The organism is Mesorhizobium sp. J8 (assembly GCF_016591715.1).
Classification (GTDB): domain Bacteria; phylum Pseudomonadota; class Alphaproteobacteria; order Rhizobiales; family Rhizobiaceae; genus Mesorhizobium.
In genome coordinates, this window is the sequence record NZ_AP024109.1 from 6,437,634 (window position 1) to 6,452,436 (window position 14,803).

Annotated in this window: 12 protein-coding genes; 8 read left to right on the plus strand and 4 right to left on the minus strand. The window is 65.8% G+C overall.

What is annotated here, in order from left to right; all coding sequences use genetic code 11:
* Positions 1 to 149: 149 nt before the first annotated feature.
* A complete protein-coding gene (locus tag MJ8_RS30805) occupies positions 150 to 1,433 on the minus strand; it encodes an MFS transporter (RefSeq protein ID WP_201412292.1) in 1,284 nt (427 codons plus the stop codon).
* A 78-nt stretch (positions 1,434 to 1,511) separates the two neighbouring features.
* On the opposite strand from MJ8_RS30805, the gene MJ8_RS30810 reads away from it, so the two are divergent.
* Positions 1,512 to 2,120 (plus strand): TetR/AcrR family transcriptional regulator, encoded by a 609-nt coding sequence (locus MJ8_RS30810; RefSeq protein WP_201412293.1) that lies wholly within the window; start codon positions 1,512 to 1,514, stop codon positions 2,118 to 2,120.
* A gap of 45 nt (positions 2,121 to 2,165) precedes the next feature.
* Positions 2,166 to 2,756 carry a hypothetical protein gene (locus tag MJ8_RS30815; protein ID WP_201412294.1) on the plus strand — a complete coding sequence of 197 codons (591 nt, stop codon included), beginning with the start codon at positions 2,166 to 2,168 and terminating at the stop codon, positions 2,754 to 2,756.
* A gap of 16 nt (positions 2,757 to 2,772) precedes the next feature.
* Here the strand turns inward: MJ8_RS30815 and MJ8_RS30820 are convergent, their stop codons facing one another.
* Entirely contained in the window at positions 2,773 to 3,384 is a 612-nt protein-coding gene (locus MJ8_RS30820) for a TetR/AcrR family transcriptional regulator (RefSeq protein ID WP_201412295.1), read from the minus strand.
* 122 nt (positions 3,385 to 3,506) lie between these two features.
* On the opposite strand from MJ8_RS30820, the gene MJ8_RS30825 reads away from it, so the two are divergent.
* The 6 genes from MJ8_RS30825 (at position 3,507) to MJ8_RS30850 (ending at position 12,377) form a co-directional block, all read left to right on the plus strand.
* Positions 3,507 to 5,177 carry an MFS transporter gene (locus MJ8_RS30825; RefSeq protein ID WP_201412296.1) on the plus strand — a complete coding sequence of 557 codons (1,671 nt, stop codon included), beginning with the start codon at positions 3,507 to 3,509 and terminating at the stop codon, positions 5,175 to 5,177.
* 97 nt (positions 5,178 to 5,274) lie between these two features.
* Positions 5,275 to 7,347, plus strand: a complete 2,073-nt coding sequence (locus tag MJ8_RS30830) for a 3-hydroxyacyl-CoA dehydrogenase NAD-binding domain-containing protein (RefSeq protein WP_201412297.1) — start codon at positions 5,275 to 5,277, stop codon at positions 7,345 to 7,347.
* Positions 7,348 to 7,666: 319 nt separating this feature from the next.
* Entirely contained in the window at positions 7,667 to 8,692 is a 1,026-nt protein-coding gene (locus MJ8_RS30835) for a BMP family protein (protein WP_201412298.1), read from the plus strand.
* 168 nt (positions 8,693 to 8,860) lie between these two features.
* Positions 8,861 to 10,381, plus strand: coding sequence for an ABC transporter ATP-binding protein (locus MJ8_RS30840; RefSeq protein WP_201412299.1), 1,521 nt, complete (start codon positions 8,861 to 8,863; stop codon positions 10,379 to 10,381).
* Complete coding sequence (locus tag MJ8_RS30845; protein WP_201412300.1) at positions 10,381 to 11,436, plus strand: ABC transporter permease; 1,056 nt, start codon at positions 10,381 to 10,383, stop codon at positions 11,434 to 11,436. Before MJ8_RS30840 ends, MJ8_RS30845 begins: the two co-directional genes overlap by 1 nt.
* Positions 11,433 to 12,377 carry an ABC transporter permease gene (locus MJ8_RS30850; RefSeq protein ID WP_201412301.1) on the plus strand — a complete coding sequence of 315 codons (945 nt, stop codon included), beginning with the start codon at positions 11,433 to 11,435 and terminating at the stop codon, positions 12,375 to 12,377. The genes MJ8_RS30845 and MJ8_RS30850 overlap by 4 nt, the downstream gene beginning before the upstream one ends.
* A 46-nt stretch (positions 12,378 to 12,423) precedes the next feature.
* On the opposite strand, the gene MJ8_RS30855 is transcribed toward MJ8_RS30850, so the two are convergent.
* Both MJ8_RS30855 and MJ8_RS30860 read right to left on the minus strand, forming a co-directional pair.
* Positions 12,424 to 13,191 (minus strand): SDR family NAD(P)-dependent oxidoreductase, encoded by a 768-nt coding sequence (locus tag MJ8_RS30855; protein ID WP_201412302.1) that lies wholly within the window; start codon positions 13,189 to 13,191, stop codon positions 12,424 to 12,426.
* Between the two features lie 47 nt (positions 13,192 to 13,238).
* Positions 13,239 to 14,753 (minus strand): amino acid permease, encoded by a 1,515-nt coding sequence (locus MJ8_RS30860; RefSeq protein WP_201412303.1) that lies wholly within the window; start codon positions 14,751 to 14,753, stop codon positions 13,239 to 13,241.
* Positions 14,754 to 14,803: the final 50 nt, after the last annotated feature.

A 14,803-nucleotide genomic window follows, 5' to 3' on the forward strand; every position in this document is an offset into this window, starting at 1 on the left:
CTCGGCGCGCAGCGCCGATGAGGGGTGTTCCAGCGGAGTGAGACGTTGGCGTTTCATCGGAACGAGACACCAGCTTTCCCTGGAACACCCCTCATCCGTCGCCTTCGGCGACACCTTCTCCCACAAGGGGAGAAAGGGAAGCGGCGCCCTCAAGCCGCCTGCGGCTCCGGCTCGAAAGCCGGTCGGTCGGTATTGATCAGCAGCGAGATACAGGCCGCCGCGATGCCCGTCATGCCGGCGATCAGGAAGGCCAGCTCGTAATTGCCCTGCAGCTCGCGCATCGTGCCGCCGAAGGCGGCGGCGGCCGCCGCGCCCACCTGGTGGCCGGCAACGATCCAGCCGAACACGATCGGCCCGCTGCGATCGCCGAAGGCTTCGTTGGCGAGCCTGAGCGTCGGCGGCACGGTGGCAATCCAGTCAAGCCCGTAGAGCACGGCGAAGATGATCAGGCTGGTCGCCGAGAAGCCGGAATAAGGCAGGTAGATCAGCGACAAGCCGCGCACCGCGTAATAGACCCCGAGCAGCTTGCGCGGATCGAAACGGTCGGTGAGCCAGCCGGACAGCGTCGTGCCGATCAGGTCGAAAATGCCCATCATCGACAACAGTCCTGCGGCCTGCACCTCGCCGATGCCCATATCGCCGCAAAAGGCGATGAGATGCGTGCCGACCAGGCCGTTGGTGGTGAAGCCGCACACGAAGAAGGTGGCGAAGAGATACCAGAACACCCGTGTGCCCGCCGCGCGGCGCAGCGTGTTCAGCGTATGCGCCAGGAAATTGCCCTGCGATGCGGGCGACACCGGCGGCACGTCGTCCGCATCGGCGCCGTAGCGAACCTGGCCGATCGAGGCGGGACGCTCGGGCACCAGCAGGAAAACGAACGGTATCAGCGCGGCGGTGGCAAGCGCCACCGCGATCGCCACCGGCTTCCAGCCGCCGCTCTGCGCCAGCGAGGCGATCACCGGCAGGAACACCAGCATGCCGGTGGCGCTGGAGGCCGACATCAGGCCCATCATCAGGCCGCGATTGGTCTTGAACCAGCGGTTGACGATCGTGGCGCCGAGAACGCTCGCCACCGCGCCCGATCCGATGCCGGAAAACACGCCCCAGGTGATGAAGAGATGCCAGGGTTCGGTCATCAACAGGCTGAGCGCGGTCGACCCCGACATCACCGCCAGCGCGCCGAGCAGCGTGCGGCGCAGCCCGATACGCTCCATCAGCGCCGCCGCGAACGGGCCGGTGAGGCCATAGAGCAGGATGCCGATGCTGGCCGCCCAGGAGGTCACGTCGCGGCGCCAGCCGAAGCTTTCCTCCAGCGGAACCATCATCACCGAGGGCGCCGAACGGAGTCCCGCCGCGATCAGCAGGCACAGGAAAATGACGGCAACGACGACGAAAGCGTAGCGCTGGCCAAACGGGCGGGACTGGGCTATCATGTTACTGACCGGTACGTTGCAATGGGATGGTGTCATACATACGTACCGGTCAGTAACATTGTCAAGCGAGTTGTTTGCATGCCATCGGACAATAAAATTGAAGCGCCGTTGAAAGCAGCCCCCGCCCCGAAAGCGGCGGACAAGATCCTCGACGTGGCGCGCGACCTTTTTTATCGCGAGGGCATCAGGGCGATCGGCGTCGACGAGATCGTCAGGCGCGCCGGCGTCACCAAGCCCAGCCTCTATCGCAGCTTCCCGTCCAAGGACGAGCTTGCCGCCTCCTATCTGCGCAAATACGACCTCGAATTCTGGGACCGCTTCGACGAGGCCGTGAACGCGCATCCCGGCAATCCGCGCGCGCAGGTCATCGCTTTCCTGACCCGGGTCGGCAAACGCACGCAGAAGCCCGATTACCGCGGCTGCGGCATGACCAATGCGGCGGTGGAATATCCGGAGCGCGGCCATCCCGCGCGGGTGGTGAGCGAGAACAATAAGGTGGAACTGCGCCGGCGCCTGCGCGCCATGGCCGCCGCGATGGGCGCCGCCGATTCCGACACGCTGGGCGACGGCCTGCTGCTGCTCATCGAAGGCGCCTATATCAGCGGCCAGCTCTTTGGCGTGGGCGGACCGGCCGCGGCGGTTGCCCGCAACGCCGACCTCCTGATCGAAGCCAGCTTGAAGAAATAGCGGACGGCGCTACGCTTCCGGCAACTCGAAACGGAGTTGCCCGTGATGCGTGCTCTTTTGATCCCGCTTGCGCTTGCCGGTTTCTGCCAGGCGGCCCGGGCCGGCGACATCTCCAGCGCCTACACAGATCTCGATTCAAAGAAGGATTGCGCGACCTATGCGCGGGCCGCGGAAGGCGACGGCGATTGGGCGAGCCTCGTCTGCTCCGGCTATCGCGGCTACCCGGTCCTGATCGGCTACGACGACGCGCGCGAATCCGTCTATTATGGCTTTCCGTCAGACGACATGACTTCGGTCTGGGAGAGCTTCACCGCCTTCAACGGCTCCGGCCCGAAGGTGGAATGGCGCATCGAGACCAATGGCGACGCCGCCATCCCCTTCGCCGCCATTCATCGCCGCTCCGTCAGCGACCCCGAAGACGAGAAGAAGCAGACAGAAGTCCTGGTCGTCGCCAAGGTGGCGCAGCCGGAAGAGCATCAGGGCTGCACGATCGGCCTGGTTCTGGCCACCGGCAATCCGCAGGCCAACGACCAGGCGCGCAAGCTGGCCGACGAGAAGGCGAAGGCCTTCGTCTGCGGCAAGGACAAGCGCGACGTGATCGGCGACGTGCCGCCTTTCGGCCGCGTGGACAACTAACCGGGCCGCGGCTTCGTCAGCCTTCGCCGGCTTCCAGATGCCGGCTAAGCATCAGCCGCAATTCCTCAAGCACGCCGTCGCGCAGGCGCTTCTCGCCGATCAAGGTCAGCGGAATGCGCATCAATTGCGGCACGATCACCGCCAGCCTTTCGGCCTGGCCAGGCGGCAGCGGCGGATCGGCGGCGGCGAACAGCGTCGCGATCTGGTTCCGCCGGCGGCCGCGCATGGCACGCCGCCAGCCATCGTCGCCCGGCAGGTCGAGCAGCGCCGAATAGGCCGGATGCCCGGCCATGAAGGCGCCAAGCCGCGCGAACAATCGGTCGGCGATTTCCGCCGCGGTCATCCCTTGCGTGCGATCGCGCAGGTCGTCGAGCTCGGCTGAAAGCGCCTCCGCGTTCTGGGCGAGGATCGCCTGTGCCATTGCCTGCTTGGTCGGGAAGAACAGATAGAGCGTGCCGATGGCCGCACCCGCCTTGGCGGCGATCTCGGTCATGGTCGTCGCGTCGAACCCCTTCTCGACGAACAGATCCGAGGCCGCGGCCATCAGTGCGGCGACGCGGTCGCGGCCTCTTTTTTGCTGCGGCGCGCGCGGCTGCGGCACAGTTTCGCTTGATTTTTCCGAGGCCATCCTCATATTCCAAACCTGAGACTATCCTCATATATAGCCTGCCGGCCCTCGACGCGCCAGCAGCGCCGGACCAGAACGCCATGACCACCGCAAAACAAGACCGCCCACGGAGCCACAAATGGATGGTTCTGAGCAACACCACGCTCGGCATGCTTGCCGCCGCCATCAACGGCTCGATCCTCTTGATCAGCCTTCCGGCGGTGTTTCGCGGCATCGGCCTCAAGGCGCTCGACCCCGGCAACATCAATTACCTGCTCTGGGCGATCATCGGCTACATGATCGCCACCGCCGTGCTGGTCGTCGCCTTCGGCCGGCTGGGAGACCAGTTCGGCCGGGCGAAGATGTATAATCTGGGCTTCGCCGTCTTCACCGCCGCCTCCATCGCGCTCAGCCTTTTGCCCGGCCAGGGCGATTTCGCCGCCATGTATCTCATCGGCGTGCGCATCATCCAGGGCATAGGCGGCGCGCTGATCATGGCCAATTCCACGGCGCTGCTCACCGACGCCTTTCCCGAGAACGAGCGCGGCTTCGCCCTCGGCATCAATGTGGTGGCGGCGATCGGCGGCCAGTTCATCGGCCTGTTGATCGGCGGGCTGCTCGCCGACACCGACTGGCGGCTGGTGTTCTGGATCAACGTGCCCTTCGGGCTCGTCGGCACCATCTGGGCGTATCTGAAGCTGCACGACGCGCCGAACCGCTCCAGCCACACGATCGACTGGCTGGGCAACATCAGCTTCGGCCTCGGACTGGTTATGATCCTAACCGCCATCACCTATGGCCTGCAGCCTTATGGCGATCAGGTGATGGCCTGGACCAGCCCGAAAGTGCTGACGCTGTTTGCCATTGGCGTCGTCTCGCTGATCGCTTTCGTCGCGATCGAGAGCCGCGTTGCCAAGCCGATGCTCGACCTGTCGCTGTTTCGTATTCCGGGCTTTGCCTATGGCAACATCGCCAATCTCGCCTCCGGCATCGCCCGTGGCGGCCTGCAATTCATGCTGATCGTCTGGCTGCAGGGCATCTGGCTGCCGCTGCACGGCTATTCGTTCGAGCAGACGCCGCTCTGGTCGGCGATCTTCATGCTGCCGCTCACGATCGGCTTCCTGATTGCCGGGCCGATCTCCGGTTATTTCTCCGACCGCATCGGCGGCGTGCCTTTCGCCGTCGGCGGCATGGTCGCGGGCGCGGCAAGTTTCGTCGCGCTGATGCTGCTGCCGGCCGACTTCTCCTACACCGCCTTTGCCGGCCTGCTCTTCCTCAACGGCCTCGGCTCCGGCCTGTTCGTCGCGCCGAACTCGACGCAGATCATGAATTCCGTGCCGGCGCGCGAACGCGGCCAGGCTTCCGGCATGCGCGCCACAACCACCAATGCCGGCCAGGTGCTGTCGATCGGCCTGTTCTTCAGCCTGATGCTGGCCGGCCTTGCCGCCAGCCTGCCGGCGACGATGGAGGCCGGCCTTCTGGCGCAACATGTGCCGGAGGCGATCGCGCACCAGGTCGCCAACATGCCTCCGGTCGCCAGCCTGTTCGCCGCTTTTCTCGGCTACAACCCGATGGGCGAGCTGATCCCGGCCGACGTGCTCCATGCCCTGCCGCCCGCGAACGCCGCGACATTGACCGGCAACCAGTTCTTTCCCGAGCTGATGTCGGGACCGTTCAAGCACGGGCTGGTCTTTGCCTTCACCTTCTCGGCGGTCCTCTATCTGGTCGCCGCCTTCGCTTCCTGGCGTGGCGGCCGCGGTGCCGAAGCGGAGATGCCGGAGAGCCTGGCGACCGAAGCCGCCGGCCGGGGCTGACCCGACATCCGTTAGGCCAACGCCGGATCGGGTTCCCAATCGCGGGCCGGCCTAGTAAACCCGTATTCCGATCGCAACCGGTCTCGGGAGGTTCCGCTTGTCCAGTTCTGTCAGCGTCGCGAACGAGAACGGCGTGGCCGTCGTCACCATCGACAACCCGCCGGTCAACGCGTTGAGCTTCCACGTCCGCAAGCCGCTTTTTGACGTGCTCACCGCGCTGCGCGAGGATCCCGCCGCCAAGGCGATCGTGATCGCCTGCGCCGGACGCACCTTTGTCGCCGGTGCCGACATCACCGAATTCGGCAAGCCAATCCAGCAGCCGGAACTGCGCGCAATCATCGCCTTGCTGGAAACGGTTCCCAAGCCGACGGTCGCCGCCATCCACGGCACGGCGCTGGGTGGCGGGCTGGAGCTGGCGTTGGGCTGCCATTTTCGCGTCGCCGATCAGGGGGCAAAGCTCGGCCTGCCGGAGGTGAAGCTCGGCCTCTTGCCGGGCGGCGGCGGCACGGTGCGCCTGCCGCGCTTGGTCGGCGCCGCGAAGGCGCTTGGCATGATCGTTTCAGGAACGCCGAATTGGGCCGGCGAGGCGAAGGCGGCGGGGCTTGTCGACGCCGTCGTCGACGGCGATCTGCTGGCAGCGGCAGTTCGTTTCGCTGCCGAAATGGTTGAACAAGGCGGTCCGTTCGTGCCGGTGCGTGACCGCAACGACCGCATTGCCGAGACCGATCTTGCCGCTTTCGACCGCCAGGCGGCCGACCTTGCCAAAAAAGCGCGCGGGCTTGAAGCGCCGATTGCCTGCGCGGAGGCCGTGCGCAACGCGATCACCTTGCCGTTCGACGCAGCGCTTGCCGCCGAACGACAGCTTTTCCAAAAACTCGTTTCCGGCGACCAGTCGCGCGCTCAGCGGCATCTGTTCTTCGCCGAGCGCGAGGCGGCGAAGGTGCCAGGCAAGGATCTCCGGAAACGCCGGATCGAACGCGTCGGCATCATCGGCGCCGGCACGATGGGCGGCGGCATCGCCATGGCCTTCGCCAATGGCGGTCTGCCGGTGACATTGCTCGAGACCAGCGAGGAGGCGCTGCGGCGCGGGCTGGCGATGATCGAGAAGAACTATTCCGTCTCCGTCAGCCGCGGCTCGCTGAGCGAGGAGGCCAGGCAGAAGCGGCTCGGCCTGTTCATGGGCAGCACCGACTATACCGACCTTGCCGATTGCGATTTGATCATCGAGGCCGTGTTCGAGGACATGGCCGTGAAAAAGGACGTCTTCGGCAAGCTCGACGCCATCGCCAGGCCCGGCGCCATCCTTGCCACCAACACCTCCTATCTCGACGTGAACGAAATCGCCGCCTCGACCTCGCGTCCGGGGGACGTGCTCGGCATGCACTTCTTTTCGCCGGCAAACGTCATGAAGCTCCTGGAGATCGTGCGGGCCGAAAAGACCGCACCGGAGGTGCTGGCGACGGTCGCCGATCTCGCCCGGCGCATCGGCAAGGTGGCGGTCGTCGTCGGCGTCTGCCACGGTTTTGTGGGCAACCGGATGCTCTCTGCGCGGGGTGCTGAAAACGAAGCGCTCCTGCTGGAAGGCGCCACACCTGCTCAGGTCGACAAGGCGTTCACCGATTTCGGCTGGCCGATGGGGCCGTTCCAGATGGGCGACCTAGCCGGCCTCGACATCGGCTGGCGCAACCGCAAGGCGCGCGGCCTCACCGCGGTGATTGCCGATACGCTGTGCGAGCAGGGCCATTTCGGCCAGAAGACCGGAAGCGGGTGGTATCGCTATGAGAGCGGCGCGCGAGAACCGGTCGCGGATCCGGAAGTCGAGGCGCTGATCCGTGCCAAGGCAGAGGAACTCGGGATCGCCCGACGCCAGATCGGCGCGGAGGAAATCATCGAGCGCACGCTTTACCCGCTGGTCAACGAAGGCGCGAAGATCCTCGAGGAAGGCATCGCCGCGCGGGCATCGGACATCGATGTCGTCTGGGTCAACGGCTACGGCTTCCCGGTCGGCAAGGGCGGCCCGATGTTCTGGGCCGGGCTGGAAGGAGCGGGCAAGATCGTCGAACGGCTGGAGCATTGGCATGCGCGGACGGGACGGGCGATTTTCGAGCCGGCGCCGGTGCTGAAAAGGTTTGCCGAGACTGGGGCATGGGAGGGTGCGGGCGCCCGGTAATTTCATCATTCCAGGGCGAAGCGAAGCGGAGACCCTGGTATCCATGCCGTTCCGTCAATCGAAGAATACAACGGTGCAGAACAAGGCCGGCGCGGCCGACGCTCGTTCTGCACTGTTGCGGCGCTCGGTCGTCGCGGCATGGATCCTCGGGTCTGCGCAGCGTCGCTACGCTCCTTGCTCCGCCCGTGGATGACGAACGCAGAAGCGACGCACCAAATTTGACCATGTGGACAAATCTCAGGCGCCGTTCCATAGTCCTGCGCGTCTGACATTTTGGAACAGCCGGCTCGACACGGCTGTCGAACAGAGGGGCACTTCAATGGAAAACGACCATAGCAAAACGCAACGCGCCGGCCTGTCGCGGCGCAACCTGCTGGAACTCGGCGCGCTCGGCCTCGCGGCTACCGTGCTGCCCGGCGCGGCGTTCGCCAAGGACAAGAAGCTGAAGGTGGCGGCAATCTTCGCCACGCCGATCGAGGAACCGTGGGACAACCAGATCCATGTCGCGCTGCAGAAGGCCGAGAAGGAACTGGGCATCGAATACAAATGGTCGGAAAAGGTGCAGACCGCCGACTTCAGCCGCGTAATGCGCGAATATGCGCAAGGGGGCTATCAGCTGGTGCTGGGCGACGCCTTCGCCGCCGAGCGCGAATCGCGCCGCACGGCCAAGCAGTTCCCGAAGACGGCCTGGCTGTTCGGCTCCGGCGCCGGACCGGCCGAACCCAATTTCGGCGTCTTCGACAACTGGATCCATGAGCCGGCCTATCTCTCCGGCATGATCGCCGGAAAGATGTCGAAGTCGGGCACGGTCGGCGCGGTCGCGGCGATGGGCATTCCGGAAGTGAACCGGCTGGTCAACGCCTTCTTCGCCGGCGCCAAGGAGGTCAACCCGAACGTCAAGAAGAAGGTCGCCTTCATCGGCTCCTTCTTCGATCCGCCCAAGGCCAAGGAAGCGGCCGTGGCGCAGATCGATGCCGGCGTCGACGTCATCTATGCCGAGCGCTTCGGCGTCATCGAGGCGGCGGTGGAGAAGAAGATCTACGCCATCTCCAACATGTCCGACCAGTCCAGCCTCGGCCCGGACACGGTCATCACCGGCCCGGTGTGGGACATGTATCCGACGGTCGAGCAGGCGATCAAGCTGGTCAAGGCCGGCGTCTTCACCGCGCAGGACTATGGTGACTTCTCGCGCATGGCCAAGGGCGGCTCCTATCTGGCGCCCTACCACAAATTCGACAAGACGCTGCCGGCGGAGGTGAAGGACCTGGTCGAGAAGAAGAAGGCCGAGATACTCGAAGGCAATTTCCGCGTCGACGTCGACGAGAACACGCCTGTCTCGGATTGACCTTACCCTCCCCCTTGTGGGGAGGGTCGATCCGCGAAGCGGAGCGGGGTGGGGCTTCGGTGCCGCACCCCCGCCCCGGCTCACAATCTCCGCTTCGCTGCGATCGTGAGCCGACCCTCCCACAACGGAGAGGGTAAAGAAGCGCGCCATTTTCACCAGGATTCACCCTTGTCCGCCCCACTCATCGAAATGCGCGGCATCACCAAGAGCTTCGGTTCCGTCACGGCGAACGAGGCCGTCGACCTCAGCGTCGCGCCCGGCGAAATCCTCGGCCTGCTCGGCGAAAACGGCGCCGGCAAGACGACGCTGATGAACGTGCTGTTCGGCGCCTACGCGCCGGACGCCGGCGAGATCCTGGTCGAGGGCAAGCCGGTGGCCATCCGCAATTCCGCCGACGCGCTCACCGCCGGCATCGGCATGGTGCACCAGCATTTCCACCTCGCGCCGCGCCTTACGGTGCTGGAGAATCTCCTGATCGGCATTCCCGGCAAATCCGGCCGCATCGACCGTACGCGCGGGCTCGCCCGGCTGGCCGAGATCGGCCGGCAGTATGGGCTGAGCCTCGATCCGAACCTGCCGGTATCAGCCTTGTCGGTCGGCGAGCAGCAGCGGCTGGAAATCATCAAGGCGCTGTTTCGCGGCGCGAAGCTTTTGATCCTCGACGAGCCAACCGCCGTGCTGGCGCCCTCGGAAGTCGATGGGCTGTTCGCCGCCTTGCGCTCGATGGCGGCTCAGGGACTCGGCATCATCTTCATCTCGCATAAGCTCAACGAGGTTCGGGCGCTCACCCATCGCTGCGTCGTCCTGCGCCACGGCAAGGTCGCCGGCCGGGTCGACCATCCGGCAGAAACCACATCGGCCGAGATGGCCAGGCTGATGTGCGGCCACGAGATCGTGCCACCGGTCAGGGAGGCTTCGACGCCCGGCGCCGCCGTGCTGACGCTCGACGGCATATCCACAGCCGGCCATGCCGGCACGCCGCTGCGCGACGTCTCGCTTTTTGTTCGCGCCGGCGAGATCCTCGGCATCGCCGGCGTCTCCGGCAACGGCCAGCGGGCGCTGGCTGATGTAATCTCAGGCATGCTGCCGCCCAGGGCCGGCACGATGACCATTGCCGGCAAAACGGTCGCGCAGTTCTCCGCGCGCGAGCTGCAGGCGCTCGGCCTCGGCCGCATCCCGGAAGACCGGATGACGACCGGCCTGGTGACCAACCTGCCTCTGGCCGATTCCATGGTGCTGCCGCGCATCGGCACCGAAGCCTTCAGCCGCAAGGGCTTGCTCAACCCGGCCGCGATCCGCGCCTTCGCCGAAGAACAGATCAAGGCCTATGACATACGCTGCCCCGGTCCGATGGTGCGCGCCGGCGCGCTCTCCGGCGGCAATCTGCAGAAGGCGCTTTTGGCGCGCGAGCTCGCCTTCGATCCCAAGGTGCTGATCGTCTCGCAGCCGACGCGCGGCCTCGACATCGGCGCTGCCCGCTTCATCCATGAGAAATTCCTCGCCATGCGCGCCAAGGGCCGCGGCATCATCGTCATCGGCGAGGATCTCGAGGAATTGCTGATGCTCTCGGATCGCATCGCCGTGATGTATGAGGGCCGCATCGCAGGCACGCTTCCCAGCGCCGAGGCCACCGTCGCGAGGCTCGGGCTGATGATGACCGGCGCCGGGCACACCGAGGAGGCGGCCTGATGTTACGCCTCGAGGCCCGCACGTCGACGCCCGCCTGGTTCAACCTGGCCCTCCCGCTCATCGCGATCGCCGTGACGCTGGTGCTCTGCAGTGGACTGATCGCTGTGGCCGGTGCCGGCGTCGTCGAAGCCTATGGCGTCATGCTCTCGGCCTCGCTCGGCGACAGCTACGCCATCACCGAGACGCTGGTGCGCGCCGCGCCGATGATCTTCACCGGCCTCGCCGTGGCGATCGCCTTCCGCGCCAAATTCTGGAACATCGGCGCCGAGGGCCAGCTGCTCGCCGGTGCCGTGGCCAGCTGCTTCGTCGGCGCGATCCCGATGCCGGGCTATCTCGCCATGCTGTTGATGGCGCTGGTCGGTGCGGCGGCCGGCGCGCTCGTCGCGCTGGTGCCGGCGACGCTGAGGGTCAAGTTCAAGGTCGATGACGTGGTCAGCTCGCTGCTGCTCAACTCGGTCATCTACTACGCGCTGATGGCGTTGATCGAAGGACGGTGGAAGGACACCTTCTCCGGCTACCCGATCTCGCCGCCGATCGAGGATTCCGCCAATTTGCCGGTGCTGATCGAAGGCACAAGGCTGCATCTCGGCGTCGTCGTGGCGCTGATCGCGGCACCCCTCTGCTGGTTCCTGATCGCGCGTACCACGCTCGGCTTCCGCATCCGCGTCACCGGCGAGAACCCGGAAGCGGCGCGCTATGGCGGCATCAACGTGCAGCGCGTGCTGCTTTCGACAGCCCTGCTTTCCGGCGCGCTGGCTGGCCTGGCCGGCGTCGGCGAGGTCGGCGGCGTGCATTTCCAGGTGATGAGCGACATCTCGCCGGGTTACGGCTATTCCGGCATCGTCGTCGCGATGCTGGCGAGGCTGAACCCGCTCGGCGTGGTGCCGGCGGCGATCTTCCTGGCCGCCGTCATGACCGGCGCCGAGGCGATGTCGCGCGCCACCGGCGTGCCTGCTTTCCTGAGCGACGTCATCCAGGGCACGGCGCTGCTTGCCATGCTGGTGGCGCTGCTCTTCACCGCCTACCGCATCCGCCGCGTGGGAGCACAGGCATGAGCGCGGTGTTCGAGCAGATTTTCCAGGTCGGCTTCCTTGCCGCCATCATCCGCATCGCCACGCCGCTCGCTTTCGCCACGCTCGGCGAAATGTTTTCCGAACGCGCCGGCGTACTCAATCTCGGCATCGAAGGCATCATGCTGTTGTCGGCGATGGCGGGCTTCACCGCCGCGAGTCTGAGCGGCAGCCTGTGGCTGGGCGTGCTGGTGGCCGTGCTGGTCGGCGCGCTGATGGGCGCGTTGCACGCGCTGTTCACCGTCGCGCTGGGCTTGAGCCAGCATGTCTGCGGCATCGGCGTGACCTTGTTCTGCTCGGGCCTCGCCTATTTCCTTTACCGGCTGATCTTCGGCCAGCAATCGGTGCCGCCCAGCATCGACGGGTTCAAGCCGGTGCCGATCCCGCTGCTTGCCGACATTCCGGTGCTTGGCCCCGCGGTGTTCAACCAGTTCACGCTCGTCTATCTGGCGATCATCGCCATTCCTCTCGCCGCCTTGGTGCTTTACCGCACGCCATGGGGACTCTCGGTGCGGATGGTCGGCGAAAACCCGCGCGCGGCGGACTCGGCCGGCGTCAGCGTCGTCGCCACCCGCTTCCAGGCGGTGATCCTCGGCGGCGCACTGATGGGCCTTGCCGGCGCCTTCCTCACCATGGCGCAGTTCAACGCCTTCACCTTCGGCGTCGTCTCCGGCCGCGGCTGGGTGGCGATCGCGCTGGTCGTGTTCGGCCGCTGGGATCCCTGGCGCTCGGCGGGAGCGGCGCTGCTCTTCGCCTTCGTCGACGCGCTGCAGCTCAGGATGCAGGCAAGCGGCCTCGGCCACATCCCTTACGAAGCCTTCCTGATGCTGCCCTTCATCTTCACCATCGTCGCCATGGCCTTCATGTCGCGCAATGCGGTGGCGCCCTCGGCGCTGCTGAAGCCGTTTCGGAGGGAAGAGCGGTAGGACGCGGATTTCCTCGCCCCCGCAAAGCGGGGGAGAGGAAGAGAGCTCAGATCGCCGTGAACGCGTTGTCGACAAACAGATGCGCGCCATTGACGAAGCTCGATTCGTCGCTGGCCAGAAACAACGCCGCCTTCGCCACCTCCTCCGGCTCGCCGATGCGCCCCTGCTGCGCGGCCATCGCCGCGTCCGAGACATCGACGCCGAGCTTGCCGAGATCGGCCACTTCGCGCAGGCCGTGCGGCGTGCGGATGAAGCCGGGGCAGACGGCGTTGCAGCGTATGTTGCGGTCGCGGAACTCCACCGCGATCGCCCGCGCGAACATGTGGCAGGCGCCCTTGGTGGTGTCGTAGAGCACTTCGTTCGGCGTCGCCGCCACCGCCGAGATCGAAGAAGTGCAGACGATCGAGCCGCCGCCGGCGGCTATCATGCCGGGCAGCACCGCGCGGGTCATCAGGAACATCGAGCGGACATTGACGGCGTGCAGCCAGTCCCATTCCTGCAGCGTCGTCTCGAGGAACGGCTTTATCACGATGGTGCCGGCGTGGTTGAAAAGCACCGTGACCGGACCGAGCTTCGCCGTCGCCGCCTTCACCGCCGCCTCGACCTGCGCTTCGTCCGAAACGTCGGCCACGAAATGCTCCGCGACGTAACCGCGTTCACGGATCGCCGCGGCGGTCCTGCCGGCGGCCTCGCCATTGCGGTCGATGATCGCCACCTTGGCGCCTTCGGCGGCAAACAGCTCCGACGCCGCCCCGCCCATGCCCGTCGCGCCGCCCGAGATGATGGCGACCTTGCCCGCCAGCCTTCCGCCCATGTCTTTTCTCCGTATGTTTTGAAGGGTCTTTCTGCCCGCAACCGATGCTACGCTTCACGTTCCGGATGGCCAAGGGCGCCGCCCGAGACGGCGAACTCCTCTTCTGGCGACAGCACGAGGCGGTGACGGCGGTAGAAGGCAAAATAAGCAAGCCCGATTAAATACCACAGCGCCGCCGCGATTGCCGCCCAGCGGTAGAGTGGATCGAAGAACTGGTAAGCAAGCGTAACCAGGCAGATCAGGATGGTGGCATAGGCGCCGAAGCGGCCGAGCGGGCTGACGAAGGGCCGCGCGATCGACGCGTAAATCGTGCGCAGGCGCAGGAAGGCTATGCTCTGCAGGATGTAGGACACCATGCCGGCGAATACGATCATCGACACCAGGAACCCGCCCATGAAGGCGACGTCGTTTTCGCCGCCGAGATACCAGACCAACAGCAGCATGAACAGCGCCATGCCGGAGCCGGCGGCCAAAGCGCGGTTCGGCGTCTTGGTGCGGGCGCCGGTGACCGAGAGCGCCGTCGGCAGATAGCCGGCGCGCGACAGCGAATAGATGTTGCGGCCGGAGGCGAAGCTGCCTGCAAAGAAGCTCGCGGCCAGTCCGAGCACCGCGACGGATGCCAGCAGCTTGGCCCAGCCATCGCCGAAGATGGTGCGGAAACCGTCCAGCAGCGGCTCGCCCGACGAGCCCATGGCATGCGCTCCTTGCGGGATCGAAGCGCTGAAGAACAGCACGCCCAGCGCCAGCGCGATCAGCGTTGCGATCGACAGGATCAGTGCGCGCGGCATGTCTCGCGTCGGATTCTTCGCCTCCTCGGCGGTCAGCGGCAACTGTTCGACGGCGAGGAACATGTAGACGCCGAAGGGCAGCGACAGCATCACGCCGGTAGGCCCGAAAGGCAGCCAGTATCCATTGCCGTCGGGCAGGGCAGCCGCCCCCTCCGCCGCCGTGCCGATGTTCAAGGCATATTTGAAGAAATCGACATGCGGGATGGCTACGACGAAGAAGAAGAGCAACACCAAAATCGCGGCGACGGTGACGTAGATGACGACCTTCATCGACAGTTCGAGGCCGCGCAGCGACAGCCCCAGCATGACGACATAGCCCGCCATCCACCAGAGCGGCAGCGCGCTTTCCGGCGTCCCGAAGATCGCCGCAAGGTAGGAGCTCATGAAGAACATGTTGGCGGCCGGCGCTAGCACGAATTCGATGTTTTCGGCGAGGCCTGTGGTGAAGCCGCCCCAGGGGCCCAGCGCGGTACGCGAGAAGGAATAGGCGCCGCCGGTATGCGGCAGGGCGGCGCTCATCTCGCCGATCGAGCAGCACAGGCAGATATACATGAAACCGATGATCAACGCGCCGAGCAGCATGCCGCCGAAGCCGCCCTGCGCCAGCCCGATGTTCCAACCGGAATACTCGCCGGCAACGACGGCGCCGACACCCATCATCCACAGGGAGAACAGGCCGGCATGGCGCTGCAACTGGCGCTGTTCGAAATAGGTCTTGTCGACGTTCTGGTAAGTGACGCCACCGATCGGGCGATCCAAGGCTTGCTCCGTCATCGCTGTTCCCCTTCCTTCGGGCAAAGCTCATAGGCTTCGCCGATTGCGAC